This window comes from Streptomyces sp. PsTaAH-124, assembly GCF_000373685.1.
Taxonomy (GTDB): Bacteria; Actinomycetota; Actinomycetes; order Streptomycetales; family Streptomycetaceae; genus Streptomyces; species Streptomyces andamanensis.
Genome location: NZ_KB892157.1, coordinates 244,176 through 257,723 on the forward strand (window position 1 = coordinate 244,176; position 13,548 = coordinate 257,723).

At 74.5% G+C, this 13,548-nt stretch carries 13 protein-coding genes; 11 read left to right on the forward strand and 2 right to left on the reverse strand.

Annotated elements, in window-relative coordinates:
• Genes B086_RS0100950 through B086_RS0101000 form a run of 11 tightly spaced genes read left to right on the forward strand, consistent with a single transcriptional unit; the run spans nucleotide 1 to nucleotide 11,603 of the window.
• Nucleotides 1–1,242, forward strand: a complete 1,242-nt coding sequence (locus B086_RS0100950; RefSeq protein WP_018564546.1) for a glycosyltransferase — start codon at nucleotides 1–3, stop codon at nucleotides 1,240–1,242.
• Nucleotides 1,239–2,474 carry a class I SAM-dependent methyltransferase gene (locus B086_RS0100955; RefSeq protein WP_026251982.1) on the forward strand — a complete coding sequence of 412 codons (1,236 nt, stop codon included), beginning with the start codon at nucleotides 1,239–1,241 and terminating at the stop codon, nucleotides 2,472–2,474. The genes B086_RS0100950 and B086_RS0100955 overlap by 4 nt, the downstream gene beginning before the upstream one ends.
• Nucleotides 2,471–3,265: a sugar phosphate nucleotidyltransferase gene (locus tag B086_RS0100960; RefSeq protein ID WP_018564548.1), complete on the forward strand. Its 795-nt coding sequence runs from the start codon at nucleotides 2,471–2,473 to the stop codon at nucleotides 3,263–3,265. The genes B086_RS0100955 and B086_RS0100960 overlap by 4 nt, the downstream gene beginning before the upstream one ends.
• Nucleotides 3,262–3,909, forward strand: a complete 648-nt coding sequence (locus B086_RS0100965) for a PIG-L deacetylase family protein (RefSeq protein ID WP_026251983.1) — start codon at nucleotides 3,262–3,264, stop codon at nucleotides 3,907–3,909. Before B086_RS0100960 ends, B086_RS0100965 begins: the two co-directional genes overlap by 4 nt.
• A 3-nt stretch (nucleotides 3,910–3,912) precedes the next feature.
• A complete protein-coding gene (locus B086_RS0100970) occupies nucleotides 3,913–4,938 on the forward strand; it encodes an NAD-dependent epimerase/dehydratase family protein (RefSeq protein WP_018564550.1) in 1,026 nt (341 codons plus the stop codon).
• On the forward strand, nucleotides 4,926–6,209 hold the full coding sequence (locus B086_RS0100975) for a DUF4910 domain-containing protein (RefSeq protein ID WP_018564551.1): 1,284 nt from the start codon (nucleotides 4,926–4,928) through the stop codon (nucleotides 6,207–6,209). Before B086_RS0100970 ends, B086_RS0100975 begins: the two co-directional genes overlap by 13 nt.
• Nucleotides 6,210–6,214: 5 nt before the next feature.
• A complete protein-coding gene (locus B086_RS0100980) occupies nucleotides 6,215–7,525 on the forward strand; it encodes a membrane protein (RefSeq protein ID WP_018564552.1) in 1,311 nt (436 codons plus the stop codon).
• On the forward strand, nucleotides 7,522–8,469 hold the full coding sequence (locus tag B086_RS0100985; protein WP_018564553.1) for a glycosyltransferase family 2 protein: 948 nt from the start codon (nucleotides 7,522–7,524) through the stop codon (nucleotides 8,467–8,469). Before B086_RS0100980 ends, B086_RS0100985 begins: the two co-directional genes overlap by 4 nt.
• Entirely contained in the window at nucleotides 8,466–9,695 is a 1,230-nt protein-coding gene (locus tag B086_RS0100990) for a polysaccharide pyruvyl transferase family protein (protein ID WP_018564554.1), read from the forward strand. Before B086_RS0100985 ends, B086_RS0100990 begins: the two co-directional genes overlap by 4 nt.
• Nucleotides 9,692–10,243, forward strand: a complete 552-nt coding sequence (locus B086_RS0100995) for a dTDP-4-dehydrorhamnose 3,5-epimerase family protein (protein ID WP_018564555.1) — start codon at nucleotides 9,692–9,694, stop codon at nucleotides 10,241–10,243. Before B086_RS0100990 ends, B086_RS0100995 begins: the two co-directional genes overlap by 4 nt.
• 7 nt (nucleotides 10,244–10,250) lie before the next feature.
• The gene (locus B086_RS0101000; protein ID WP_018564556.1) at nucleotides 10,251–11,603 is read left to right on the forward strand and encodes a glutamate-1-semialdehyde 2,1-aminomutase; all 1,353 of its coding nucleotides are present in this window, start codon (nucleotides 10,251–10,253) and stop codon (nucleotides 11,601–11,603) included.
• A gap of 63 nt (nucleotides 11,604–11,666) precedes the next feature.
• Here B086_RS0101000 and B086_RS0101005 read toward each other — a convergent pair whose 3' ends face one another.
• Nucleotides 11,667–12,332, reverse strand: a complete 666-nt coding sequence (locus B086_RS0101005) for a phosphatase PAP2 family protein (RefSeq protein ID WP_018564557.1) — start codon at nucleotides 12,330–12,332, stop codon at nucleotides 11,667–11,669.
• Nucleotides 12,333–12,435: 103 nt separating this feature from the next.
• Nucleotides 12,436–13,455, reverse strand: a complete 1,020-nt coding sequence (locus B086_RS0101010; protein ID WP_158690340.1) for a hypothetical protein — start codon at nucleotides 13,453–13,455, stop codon at nucleotides 12,436–12,438.
• Between the last annotated feature and the right edge of the window lie 93 nt (nucleotides 13,456–13,548).

Below are 13,548 nucleotides of genomic sequence, written 5' to 3' on the forward strand. Positions count from 1 at the left end.
ATGCGTGTCCTCGTGGTGCACAACCGCTACGCGTCGGCGCAGCCCAGTGGCGAGAACAAGGTCGTCGACCAGGAGGTGGCGCTGCTGCGCGAGGCCGGGCACCGCATCGAGGTGTTCGAGCGGCGCAGCGACGACATCGCCGCCCGGTCCCTGCCGGGCAAGGCCGCCGTCCCGCTGCTGGTGCCGTGGAACCCGGCGGTCCGCGCGGAACTCGCCGCCCGGCTGCGGACGGCACGGCCGGACGTGGTGCACATCCACAACGTCTTCCCGCTGCTGTCCCCCGCGGTGCTGGCCGCCTGCGCCGACGCCGGGGTGCCCGCCGTCGCCACCCTGCACAACTACACCCAGGTCTGCCCGCCCGGCACGCTGCACCGGGACGGCCGGGCGTGCACCGAGTGCGTCGGGTCCACGCCGCTGCCCGCCGTCCGGCACGGCTGCTACCGCGGCTCCCGGCTGGCGACGGTGCCGCTCGCCCTCAGCCTGGCGGTCAACCGGCGGCGGTGGTGGACGGGCGTGGAGCGGTTCTTCTGCATCTCCGCGGCGCAGCGCGAGGTCCTGGTGCGGGCCGGGATGCCGGCCGAGCGGCTGGCGGTGAAGCACAACTTCGTGCCCGAGCCGGGCGTGCGCCGCGACGGCCCCGGCGAGCATCTGCTGTACCTGGGCCGGCTCGCGGAGACCAAGGGCGTACGGCTGCTGATGGCCGCGTGGGACGAGATCGCGGCCGGCGGCGGTGCGGGTGTGCCGCTGGTGATCGCCGGGGCGGGGCCGCTGGAGCGGGAGGTGACGGCCTGGGCGGCGGGCCGCGACGACGTGCGCTACGCCGGTCTGCTCGACCGGGACGAGTGCCGCCGGGCCGTCGCCCGGTCGGTGGCCGTGGTGGCGCCGTCCACCTGGCTGGAGGCGTTCGGCCTGGTGGTGGTGGAGGCGATGGCGGCGGGCGTCCCGGCCGTCGCCGCCGCACACGGCGCCTTCACCGAACTCGTCGAGGACGGGGTGACCGGGCTGCTGCACCGGCCGGGCGAGGCCGCCTCGCTCGCGTCCTGCCTGCGCCGGATCACCGCCGAGGGGGCGCCGGGCGAGGCGATGGGCCGGGCGGCCCGGCTCCGTTACGAGCAGGGCTTCAGCCCGGCCGTCGGGCTGGAGCGCCTGCTGGAGGGGTACCGCTCCGCGATCGCGGGACGGACGGCACTGGCCCGTGGCGGGGATTCCCGCGCGGGCAGGGGGGATGGGGACAGCGGATGACACGATGCCGACTCTGCGGCTCCGAGGCGATGGCGAGCGTCGTCGACCTGGGGGCGACACCACCGTGCGAGAGCTTCCTCGCCGCGGACCAGCTGGACGAGCCGGAACCGGCGTACCCGCTGCACCTGCGGGTCTGCACCGACTGCTGGCTGGCGCAGCTCCCGCCGCTGATCACACCGGAGGAGACGTTCAAGGAGTACGCGTACTTCTCCTCGTACTCGGCCTCCTGGGTGGAGCACGCGCGCGCGTTCGTCGACGGCGCCGTGCGGCGGCTGGGCCTGGACGAGGACTCCTTCGTGGTCGAGGTCGCCAGCAACGACGGGTATCTGCTGCGGCACGTGGTGGACCGCCAGATCCGCTGCCTGGGCGTCGAGCCGTCGGTGAACGTCGGCGCGGCGGCGCGGGAGGCGGGCGTGCCCACGCTCACCGCGTTCCTCGACCCGGACACCGGAGCGGCCGTCCGCGCCGGGCACGGCCCGGCCGACCTGGTCGTGGCCAACAACGTGTACGCGCACATCCCCGACGTCACCGGCTTCACCCGGGGCCTGCGCGCCCTGGTCGCCGACGACGGCTGGGTCTCCGTCGAGGTGCAGCACCTGCTGACCCTGATCGAGGAGAACCAGTACGACACGATCTACCACGAGCACTTCCAGTACTACACGGTCGCCTCCGCGATCCGCGCGCTGGCCGACGGCGGGCTCGCGCTCGTGGACGTCGAACTGCTGCCCACGCACGGCGGTTCGATCCGGCTGTGGGCCCGGCCCGCCGAGGCGGCCGGTACGCCGTCGCGGCGCGTCGCCGACGTGCTGGCCCGGGAGCGGGCCGCCGGGCTCCAGGAGCTGTCCGGGTACACCGAGTTCTCCGCCCGGGTGGCCAAGGTGCGCCGCGATCTGCTGCGGTTCCTCGTCGAGGCGGCCGACCGCGGCGAGACGGTGGTCGGCTACGGCGCCCCGGGCAAGGGCAACACCCTGCTCAACCACTGCGGCATCCGGCCCGACCTGCTCCCGTACACGGTCGACCGCAACCCGTACAAGCACGGCAGGTTCACCCCCGGCACCCGCATCCCGATCCTGCCGCCCGAGCGGATCGCCGCCGACCGGCCCGACTACGTGCTGGTCCTGCCGTGGAACCTGCGGGCCGAGCTGGTCGAGCAGCTGTCCTATGTGCACGACTGGGGCGGCCGGCTGGTCTTCCCCGTACCGGAACTGAGCATTGTCGAGGTCAGGCCATGAAGGTCGTACTCTTCTGCGGCGGCTACGGGCTGCGCATGCGCAACGGCACCTCCGACGACGTGCCCAAGCCGATGGCGATGGTCGGCCCGCGCCCGCTGATCTGGCACGTGATGCGCTACTACGCGCACTACGGGCACACGGAGTTCATCCTGTGCCTGGGCTACGGGGCCCACCACATCAAGGAGTTCTTCCTCCGCTACGAGGAGACCGCCTCCAACGACTTCGTGCTGCGCGGCGGGCGGACCGAGCTGCTGTCCACCGACATCTCCTCGTGGACGATCACGTTCGTGCAGACGGGCCTGGAGTCGCCGATCGGCGAGCGGCTGCGCCGGGTGCGCCACCATCTGGACGGCGACGAGATGTTCCTCGCCAACTACGCCGACGTGCTCACCGACGCCCCGCTGCCGGAGATGATCGACCGGTTCGCGCGGCGCGACGCGGGCGCCTCGATGATGGTGGTGCCGCCGCAGTCCTCGTTCCACTGCGTGGAGCTGGGCGACGACGGCCTGGTGGGCGGCATCACCGCGGTGAGCGAACTGCCGCTGTGGGAGAACGGCGGCTACTTCGTGCTCCGCCAGGAGGTCTTCGACCACATCCCGGAGGGCGGGGACCTGGTGGCCGACGGCTGCGCCCAACTGGCCAAGCAGGGAAGGCTGACGGCGTACCGGCACCGCGGTTTCTGGAAGCCGACCGACACCGTCAAGGAGCGCGCCGCGCTCGACGAGGCGTACGCCCGGGGCGAGCGGCCGTGGGCCGTGTGGGAGCGGTCCGGCGCCGGGGCGCGGGCGTGATCCGGCTCGGGGCCGGGCCCCTGGACCGGGTCGTCGCGGTCGGCGCGCACTGCGACGACATCGCCATCGGCGCCGGCGGCACCCTGCTGGCGCTCTGCCGCGCCCGGCCCGGCGTCCGCGTCGACGCGCTGGTGCTCTCGGGCGGCGGCGGCGAGCGGGAGCAGGAGGAGCAGGCCGCGCTCGCCGCCTTCTGTCCGGGCGCCGACCTGCGGCTGACCGTGCTCAAACTGCCCGACGGCCGGATCCCGGCGCGCTGGGAGGAGGCCAAGGCGGCGGTCGAGGAGCTGCGCGCGCGCACCGAGCCGGACCTCGTGCTGGCTCCGCGCGCCGACGACGCGCACCAGGACCACCGCACCCTGGCGCGGCTGCTGCCCACCGCGTTCCGCGACCACCTCGTGCTCGGCTACGAGATCGTCAAGTGGGACGGCGACCTCGGCCGTCCGGCGGTGTACCAGCCGCTGTCACCGGAGACCGCCGAGCGGAAGGTGCGGCTGCTCCAGGAGCACTACCCCTCGCAGCGCCACCGGCCCTGGTACGACCGGGAGGCCTTCCTCGGGCTCGCCCGGATCCGCGGCATCGAATGCCACGCGCGCTACGCCGAGGCGTTCGCCGTCACCAAACTCACTCTCGACCTGGGGGAATGAACCTTGCGCGTACTGCTGACCGGCCACCTGGGCTACCTGGGCACCGTGATGGCCCCGGTGCTGACCGCCGCGGGGCACGAGGTCGTCGGGCTGGACGCCGGCCTGTTCGCCGACTGCGTGCTGGGCCCCGTGCCGGACGACCCGCCGGGGCACCGGGTGGACCTGCGCGACGTCACCGCCGAGCAGGTGGCCGGGGTGGACGCCGTGATCCACCTGGCCGCGCTCTCCAACGACCCGCTGGGGTCGCTGGCGCCCGACCTCACCTACGACATCAACCACCGCGCCTCCGTACGGCTCGCCCGGCTGGCCCGCGACGCCGGGGTGCGGCGCTTCCTGTACGCGTCGACGTGCTCCGTGTACGGCGCGGCGGGCGGCGACGACCTGGTGACGGAGGACGCCCCGCTGCGCCCGGTGACGCCGTACGCGGAGTCCAAGGTGCGGGTGGAGGACGATCTGCACGCGCTCGCCGACGGCGACTTCAGCCCGGTGTACCTGCGCAACGCCACCGCGTTCGGCCACTCGCCCCGGCTGCGCGCCGACATCGTGCTGAACAACCTGGTGGGCCACGCGCTGCTGTCCGGGGAGGTGCTGGTGCTCTCCGACGGCACGCCCTGGCGCCCGCTGGTGCACGCCGCCGACATCGCGCGGGCCTTCACGGCGGCGCTGACCGCGCCCCGGGCGGCGGTGCACGACAAGGCGTTCAACATCGGCAGCGAGACCAACAACGTGACCGTCGCCGAGATCGCCGAGCAGGTCGCGGAGGCGGTGGACGGCTCGCGGGTGGTGATCACCGGGGAGACCGGCGCCGACCCGCGCTCGTACCGGGTGGACTTCTCCCGGTTCCGCGCCGCGGTGCCCGGCTTCGACTGCGAGTGGACGGTGAAGCGGGGCGCGCTCGAACTCGCCGACGCCTACCGCGAGCACGGGCTGACCCGGGAGGACTTCGAGCGGCGCTTCACCCGCCTGGCCGTGCTGCGCGCGGCCACCGAGGCGGGCACCGTCGACGACACCCTGCGGTGGCGCCGGTGACCGCCGCGGGCGAGGAGATGTACGCGCTGGTGGAGCGGCTGTACCCGCTGTGCCGGAGCATCACCGGGGACGGGGTGCGCGCCACGCTGGAGATCGTCGGCGAGTACGTCCCGCTGCGCGTGCACGAGGTGCCGACCGGCACGCAGGTGCTCGACTGGACGGTGCCGCAGGAGTGGAACATCCGGGACGCGTACGTCGCCGACGCCTCGGGCCGCCGCGTCGTCGACTTCGCCGCGTCCAGTCTGCATGTGCTCGGCTACAGCGTGCCGGTGGCGGCGACCCTGCCGCTGGCCGAGCTGCGCGAGCACCTGTACACCCTGCCGGAGCATCCGTCCTGGGTGCCGTACCGCACCAGTTACTACGAGCCGAAGTGGGGTTTCTGCCTGGCCCAGGAGACCCTGGACGCGCTGCCCGAGGGCGAGTACGAGGTGCGCGTCGACTCCACCCTGGCCGACGGCCACCTCACCTACGCCGAGCACGTGGTCCCGGGGCAGGTCCCCGACGAGGTGCTCGTCTCCGCCCACGTCTGCCACCCGTCGCTGGCCAACGACAATCTGGCCGGCATCGCGGTGGCGGTGTTCCTCGCGCGGGCGCTGGCTGAGCAACAGCCCTACTACACCTACCGGTTCCTCTTCGCGCCCGGCACCATCGGGGCGATCACCTGGCTGGCCCGCAACGCGGAGCGCGTCGGCCGGGTCAGGCACGGACTGGTGCTGGCCTGTGCGGGCGACCCGGGCCGTCTGACGTACAAGCGGAGCAGGCGCGGCGACGCGGAGATCGACCAGGTGCTGCGCCATGTGCTGACCGGCTCCGGACGGCCGCACGAAATAAGGGAGTTCACCCCGTACGGCTATGACGAGCGGCAGTTCTGCTCGCCCGGGTTCGACCTCGGCGTGGGCTCGCTCAGCCGGACCCCGTACGCCGGATACCCGGAGTACCACACCTCGGCGGACGACCTGGACCTCGTCTCGCCCGAGGCGATGGCGGACACGCTCGCCGTGTGCCGCGAGGCGTTCGCCGTACTGGACCGCAACCGGCGCTACGTCAACCTCAGCCCGTACGGGGAACCGCAGTTGGGCCGCCGCGGTCTGTACGACTCGCTCGGCGGACGCAGCGACGCCAAGGAGGCCCAGCTCGCCATGTTGTGGGTGCTCAGCCTCTCCGACGGCGAGCACAGCCTGCTGGACGTCGCCGAGCGGTCCGGGCTGCCCTTCGACGCCGTGGCCGCCGCCGCCGACGCCCTGCACGGCGCCGGACTGGTCAAGGCGTGAGGCCGATGACCACCGGGGAGGAGCAGACGGCGGCACCGCCGGCCGGGGCCGCGGACGGCGGGCGGTCCGCCAAGCGTGCCCTCGTCGGCAGGCTGTCCTGGGGACTGGCCGACCAGGCGGCCTCCAGCGTCACCAACTTCGTGGTGGGCGCGTATGTGGCGCGCTCGCTGGGGGTGACCGCGTTCGGTGTGTTCAGCCTGGCCTGGGTGACGTACGGCGTGGTGCTCAACGTCTCCCGCGGGCTGGCCACCGACCCGCTCGTGGTGCGCTTCAGCGGCGTACCGCAGGCGTCCTGGCGTGCGGCCGTGGAACGGTCGGCGGGCACCGCGCTCGGCGTCGGCGGCGCCATCGGCGCGGCGTGCCTGGTGGCCGGGCTCGGACTCGGCGGCCGGGTGGGAAGCGCGTTCGCCTGCCTCGGCGTGATGCTGCCGGGGCTGCTGCTCCAGGACTCCTGGCGGTTCGCGTTCTTCGCGGCGGGCGCCGGGCGCAAGGCGTTCGTCAACGACGTCGTGTCCGGTGTCGTGCTCGTCCCGGCCATGGTCGTGGCGGCGCGTGTGGGCAGCGTGGCCGCCTTCGTGCTCGCCTGGGGCGCGGCCGCCACGGTGGCCGCCGGCTACGGCTGCCTCCAGTCCGGCATCCGGCCCCGGCCGGGCCGGGCGCGCGGCTGGCTGCGCGAACAGCGCGACCTCGGCTACCGGTATCTGGTCGAGAACGTCAGCCTCAGCGGCGCCAGCCAGCTGCGGGCGTACGGGCTCGGCGCGATCGCCGGGGTGAGCGCGGTGGGCGCGGTACGCGGCGCCGAACTGCTGCTCGGCCCGTTCCTCGCGGTGCTGATGGGTCTGTCGCTGGTCACCGTCCCGGAGGCGGCCCGGGTGCTGCGCCGGGCCCCGCACCGCCTCGGCTCGTTCTGCCTCGGGCTGGGCGGCGGGCAGGCCGCCGCCGCGCTGCTGTGGGGCGGGGCGCTGCTGCTGATGCCGGACCGGCTCGGCGAGCTGGTGCTCGGCGACGTCTGGCACTCCTCCGCCGTCCTCATCGTGCCGGTCACCCTCAGCGTGGCGGGCGCGGGCCTCGGCACCGGCGCCGCGGCCGGGCTGCGCGCGCTCGGCGCGGCCCGGCGCAGCCTGCGCTGCCAGTTGTTCGCCTCCGCCTGCTACGTCGGCGGCGGCCTCGGCGGCGCCGCCCTCGCCGGGACCGTCGGCTCGGCCTGGGGCGTCGCCGCCGCGACCATCGGCGGCTCGGCCCTGTGGTGGCGGCAGTTGCGCTCCGCCCTGCGCGAGCGGCTCCAGAACCCCGTACCCGAAGTGAGGAACCCATGACCGCCCGTCCCCGGCTGAGCATCGGCCTGCCCGTGTACAACGGCGAGGAGTACCTGGCCGAGTCCTTCGACGCGCTGCTCGGCCAGACCTACGAGGACTTCGAGCTGATCGTCTCCGACAACGCCTCGACCGACGCGACCGAGGACATCTGCCGGACGTACGCCGCGCGGGACCCGCGCGTCCGCTACCTCCGGCTCCCCCGCAACATCGGCGCCACCCCGAACCACAACCGGGTGTTCGCCGAGGCGCGCGGCGAACTGTTCAAGTGGGCCTCCCACGACGACCTGTACGGCCGGGACCTGCTGCTGCGCTGCGTCCAGGCGCTGGACGAACGGCCGGACGTGATCCTCGCGCACACCGGCCAGGCCGTCGTCGACGGCGAGGGACGGCTCAAGGTCCCCTACGAGTACGGGCTCGCCACCGACTCGCCGCACCCGCCGGAGCGCTTCCGCAGCCTGCTGTTCGAGCCGGGCGGCGACGACTTCTACGGGGTGATGCGGGCCGACGTGCTGCGCCGGGTGAAGCCGCTCGACAGCTACCACCACGCCGACCGCACGTTCGTCGCCGAGATCACCCTGCACGGGCGCTTCCACCAGGTGCCGGAGCTGCTGTACTTCCGCCGCGACCACCCGCACCGCGCCGAGCGGGCCAACCCGGGCAAGCGCGCCCGGTGCGTCAATCTGGACCCCCGCCGGGCGGGCCCGCTGCACCCGGTGCCCCGGCTGCTCGCCGAGTACGTCTGGGGCTTCGTCGCGGCGGTCCGGCGGGCGCCGCTGTCCCCGGCCGACCGGCGGGCCTGCTACCGCCATCTGGCCGCGTGGGCGACCAGCCGCATCCGGCCGGGCGCGGGCGAGCGGGTCGAGGACCGCGCCCCGGTCGACCCGGACCGGCTCGACGTGTCGGTGGACGCCCTGGTCGCCGGGCGCGAGGGGAGGCGGGCATGACGTCCGCCGCCCGACGGCCGCCGCGCATCGGGGTGTTCGGCCTGCTCGGCTCCGGCAACCTCGGCAACGACGGCTCGCTCCAGGCCGTCCTCGGCCACCTCGCCACCCGGCACCCGGACGCGGCCGTGGACGCGCTGTGCGGCGGCCCGGAAGCCGTCACGGCCCGGTTCGGCATCCCGGCGACGCGGCTGCACTGGTACCGGGGCGAGTACCGGACCGCGTCGCGCGCGGGCGCGGTCGCCGCCAAGGGCGTCGGCAAACTCGTCGACGTCTTCCGCACCGCCGCCTGGGTGCGCCGCCACGACGTGGTGATCGTGCCGGGCATGGGCGTCCTGGAGGCCACGCTGCCGCTGCGCCCGTGGGGCTTCCCCTACGCGCTGTTCCTGCTCTGCGCGAGCGGCCGGCTGTCCGGCACCCGCGTCGCGCTGGTCGGCGTCGGCGCGGCGCCGATCGGGAACCGGGCGACCCGCGCCCTGGTGCGCTGGTCGGCGCGGCTCGCCGCGTACCGCTCGTACCGCGACGCCCCGTCGCGCGACGCGATCCGGGCGATGGGCGTGGACACCTCGCGCGACCGGGTCCACCCGGACCTCGCGTTCTCCCTGCCGGTGCCGCCGGACGGGCCCGCGGCGGAGCCGGGCCGGGTCTGCGTGGGCGTCATGGACTTCCACGGCGGCGACGACGACCGCGACCGCGCCGACGAGATCCACCGCCGCTACCTCGACGGGACGATCCGCTTCGTCCGCGCGCTGGTGGCGGAGGGCAGGCCGGTCCGGCTCCTCACCGGCGACCGGTGCGACGCGCCGGTGGTCGCCGCGATCCTCGACGCCGTGGACTCCCCGCTGCTCAGCGCCGCCGAGACGGCCTCCCTCGCCGACCTGATGAGGGAGACGGCGGCCGCCGACAGCGTGGTGGCCGTCCGCTACCACAACCTCATCTGCGCGCTGCGGACCGGCACTCCGGCCCTGGCGCTCTGCTACGCGGCCAAGAGCGACGCGCTGATGGCCCAGATGGGGCTCGCCGCGTACTGCCATCCGGCGCGCGAGGTCGACGCCGACCGGCTGCTGGAGCAGTTCCGGTCACTGGAGAAGGAGTCGGCCGGGCTGCGCCGCACCCTCGCCGCACGCAACCGGGACGCCGCCCGGCGCCTGGAGGACCAGTTCGACGCCCTGACCGCGGCCCTGTTCCCGGCGGCCGGCCCCGACCACGCCCTGCGGGAGGCTCCATGAAGGCGATCGACGTACCGGAGATCGACGGCGCGTACCTGTTCGAGCCGACGCCCCACGCCGACGAACGCGGCTTCTTCTGCCGCACCTTCGACGCCGACGTGCTGCGCTCGGTGGGCCTGGACCCGGACGCCTTCGTCCAGGACAGCCTGTCCCGCTCGGCGGGCGGCGTGCTGCGCGGCCTGCACCTGCGCTCCGGCGCGGGCGAGGCCAAGCTGGTGCGGTGCTCGTACGGGAAGGTCTACGACGTCGTCGTGGACCTGCGCCCGCACTCTCCGACCTACCTCGGCCGGGCCTCCTTCGAACTGTCCGGCGAGACCCAGGTGACCCTCTACGTCCCGGCCGGGTGCGCGCACGGCTTCCAGGCCCTCACCGACCCCGCCGACGTCTCGTACCGCATCGACCGCCCGCACGATCCGGCCGAGGACGTGACGATCGCCTTCGACGACCCGGAGCTGGCCATCCCGTGGCCGCTCCCGGTCGCCTCGACGTCCCGGCGCGACCGGGAGGCACCGGGCCTCGCCGAGGCCCTGCGGCAGAAGGAGAGCTGAGGCAGGAGTGCACACCGAGAACACCGAAGGGACCGCGTTCGCAGGGGACTTGGACCTCCCCCGGTCGCGCGCGGCGAACGAACGGCTGCACGCCCTGATCCCGGGCGGCGCGCACACCTACGCCAAGGGCGACGACCAGTACCCCGAGAACCTGGCCCCGGTCATCAGCCACGGCCACGGTGCCCATGTGTGGGACGTGGACGGCAACCGGTACGTCGAGTACGGCTCCGGCCTCCGGTCGGTCAGCCTCGGCCACGCCCACCCGCGCGTGACCGAGGCGGTGCGGCGCCAGCTCGACCGCGGCAGCAACTTCGTCCGGCCGTCCATCGTGGAGGTCGAGGCGGCGGAACGCTTCCTGGCGACGGTGCCGACCGCCGAGATGGTCAAGTTCGCGAAGAACGGCTCCGACGCCACCACGGCGGCGGTGCGCCTGGCCCGCGCCGCCACCGGCCGCCCGAAGGTGGCCGTCTGCGCCGACCACCCCTTCTTCTCCGTCGACGACTGGTTCATCGGCACCACACCGATGAACGCCGGTGTCCCGGCGTCCACCGGCGGCCTCACCCTGGCCTTCCCCTACGGCGACCTGGCCGCCACCGAGGACCTGCTCACCCGGCACCGGGACGAGGTCGCCTGCCTGATCCTCGAACCCGCCACCCACACCGAGCCGCCGCCCGGCTACCTCGCCGGACTGCGCGACCTGACCGACCGGCACGGCTGCGTCCTGGTCTTCGACGAGATGATCACCGGCCTGCGCTGGTCCGAGGCGGGCGCCCAGGGCCTGTACGGCGTCGTCCCCGACCTCTCCACGTTCGGCAAGGCCCTGGGCAACGGGTTCGCCGTCGCCGCGCTGGCCGGCCGCCGCGACCTGATGGAACGCGGCGGACTGCGCCACCCGGGCGACCGGGTGTTCCTGCTGTCCACCACGCACGGCGCGGAGACCCACTCCCTGGCCGCCGCGACGGCCGTGCTCACCACCTACACCGAGGAGGGCATCACCGCCCGACTGCACGCCCTCGGCGAGCAGTTGGCCGCAGGTGTGCGCGCGGCGGCGGCCGCCGCGGGCGTCGCCGATCACGTCGTCGTCCGGGGCCGGGCCAGCAATCTGGTCTTCGCCACCCTCGACGAGAACGGCCGGCCGTCGCAGCGCTATCGCACCCTGTTCCTGCGCGGGCTCCTCGCGGGCGGGGTGCTGGCCCCGTCGTTCGTGGTGAGCAGCGCGCTCGACGACGCCGACATCGCCCAGACCGTCGACGCCGTGTCCGGTGCCTGCGCGGTCTACCGGAAGGCCCTGGACCACGGCGACCCGACCCCGTGGCTCGGCGGGCGCCCGGTGAAACCGGTGTTCCGGCGCTGGGCGTGAACCGGTGTCCCGGCGCTGAGCATGAACCGGGTGTTCCGGCGCCGGACGTGAGGTGATGCCGGATCAGCGCGGCCGACGCCACCGTCCGGCGCCGGCCGCCCGGTCGACCGTCCAGGCGGCGACCGGCACCACCGCCAGCGCGGTGCACCAGCCGCCGAGGGCATCGGTCGGATAGTGCGCGCCCAGCACGACCTCGGCCCACCCCATGACACCCCCGGCGGCCAGCGCGGCGCCCAGCACGAGCGGCACACCGGCCGCCCGGCCGAGCCCGAGCCGACCGGCCACGGTCAGCGCCACCACGAGACCGACGGCGGTGGCGAAGGCGGTGTGCCCGCTCGGATACGAAAGGTTGCCGTCCCCGTGGATGGTCCGCCCCACCACGGACTTGAGCCCCGTGGCCACGGCCACGGCCGCACCCGGCCCGACGACGGCGAGCACCGCCGCCCGCCCGGACCGCAGCAGCCCACACCCCGCGACGGCGGCCAGCACCAGCAGCACCGCCCCGACCGGCTCGCCCAACGCGTCGGCGGCCAGGGCGACATGCCGCCAGGCCGCCCCGGGGCCGTCCACTCCCGCCGTGATCCGCGCGTCCACCGCGGTGGGCCCGCTCTGCCCGGCGTACGCCACCGCGAGCACGACGAGGACCAGCGCCCCGAGAGCGGCGACCGCCCCGAGCGGGGCACGCAGCACCGACGGCAGCACCGGGCCCGCCGTCCCCCGCCCGCTCATGCGACGCATCTCCCCCCGACGCCCCCCGGACTCGCCACACTAGCCAAGAACCCGGCCCTCGGCACCGCCCTCGAGGGCTCCCACGGCCGACCGGCCCGCCCGCTCAGGAAGCCCTGCGGCGACGTCTGCGGGCCACGGCGGCCAGAGCCGCGCCGACGGCGATCGAGGCACCGCCGGCGCCGAGCAGCACGCCGGAGGCGGCGCCGCCTCCGGTCTCGGCCAGCGACGCGCCACCGCCGCCCGCGCCGTCCTGGCCGACGTGGTCGCCGCCGGGGGTGTGAGCGCTTCCGGGCGCGCCGCCGCCAGGTGTCTCCTGGTCGGCGGGCTTCACCTGCTCGACAGGTTTCTTCCCGCCGCCGGGCTTCTCCTGGTCACCGGGCTTCTCCTGGTCGCCAGGTTTCGCACCGTCGCCGGGCTTCGCCTCCCCTCCGCCGGGCTTGCCCTCTCCACCGGGTTTCTGGCCTCCGCCGGGCTTGCCCTCTCCACCGGGCTTCTCGCCTCCGCCGGGCTTCTCCCCGTCGCCCGGCTTCCCGCCGCCCTCCGCGGGGGCGCTGATCTCCGAGCGCACCCAGTAGCCCGGGTCCGACTGGACCTGACCGTCGAAGAGCCGTGGCCCGATGAAGAACTCGACGAGCGGGGCGTCCGCTCCGGCGCGGATGCGGACCGGCACGGTGGTACGCCCCTTCGGCACCGGGAACGATTCCAGCAGCGCGAGATCGAAGTTGCCGAGTCCCGGATCGCTGATGACCCGTGCGTCACGCCACACGCCGTCGACGCGGACCTGGACCCGCAGATCGTCCCCGTACAGCCGAGGGCCGTCCGTGTTGAGACTCATGTCGAGTGTCCAGTTCCCTTCTCCCTCATGGGCGTTGTCGATGACGACGGAGAAGTCCGCCCAGTCGCCGCCCGCCTGGACAGCCTCAGGAGCCCCCTCCAGTCTGAGGTCCGGAGCCGTGTGGGCACGTGCCTGCCCGCCCCGGGGGCCCGGACTTTCCGCCGGGCTCCGGTCGGGCGCCGCCGAGACCGTGCCGGTCGCCTCACCCGCTGCCGCGGGCGCGGCCCCGAGGACCGCCGGAGCCATCGCGGCGGCGGCCGCCACCACGGCCATGTATGTGCTTCTCACTGCCCTACCCCTTGCGTGACGTCGTGCGATGCTGCTGAAGCCAGCTTCCGGTCCGGCGAACCGCCCGAGTAGGACGGTCCGGCCGATGCCGTC

Coding starts and splice junctions, on each gene's coding strand:
- B086_RS0100990 (WP_018564554.1), top strand. CDS start 8,466: ATGACGTCCGCCGCCCGACGGCCGCCGCGCATCGGGGTGTTCGGCCTG.
- B086_RS0100950 (WP_018564546.1), top strand. CDS start 1: ATGCGTGTCCTCGTGGTGCACAACCGCTACGCGTCGGCGCAGCCCAGT.
- B086_RS0100985 (WP_018564553.1), top strand. CDS start 7,522: ATGACCGCCCGTCCCCGGCTGAGCATCGGCCTGCCCGTGTACAACGGC.
- B086_RS0101005 (WP_018564557.1), bottom strand. CDS start 12,332: ATGAGCGGGCGGGGGACGGCGGGCCCGGTGCTGCCGTCGGTGCTGCGT.
- B086_RS0100995 (WP_018564555.1), top strand. CDS start 9,692: ATGAAGGCGATCGACGTACCGGAGATCGACGGCGCGTACCTGTTCGAG.
- B086_RS0100955 (WP_026251982.1), top strand. CDS start 1,239: ATGACACGATGCCGACTCTGCGGCTCCGAGGCGATGGCGAGCGTCGTC.
- B086_RS0100960 (WP_018564548.1), top strand. CDS start 2,471: ATGAAGGTCGTACTCTTCTGCGGCGGCTACGGGCTGCGCATGCGCAAC.
- B086_RS0100980 (WP_018564552.1), top strand. CDS start 6,215: ATGACCACCGGGGAGGAGCAGACGGCGGCACCGCCGGCCGGGGCCGCG.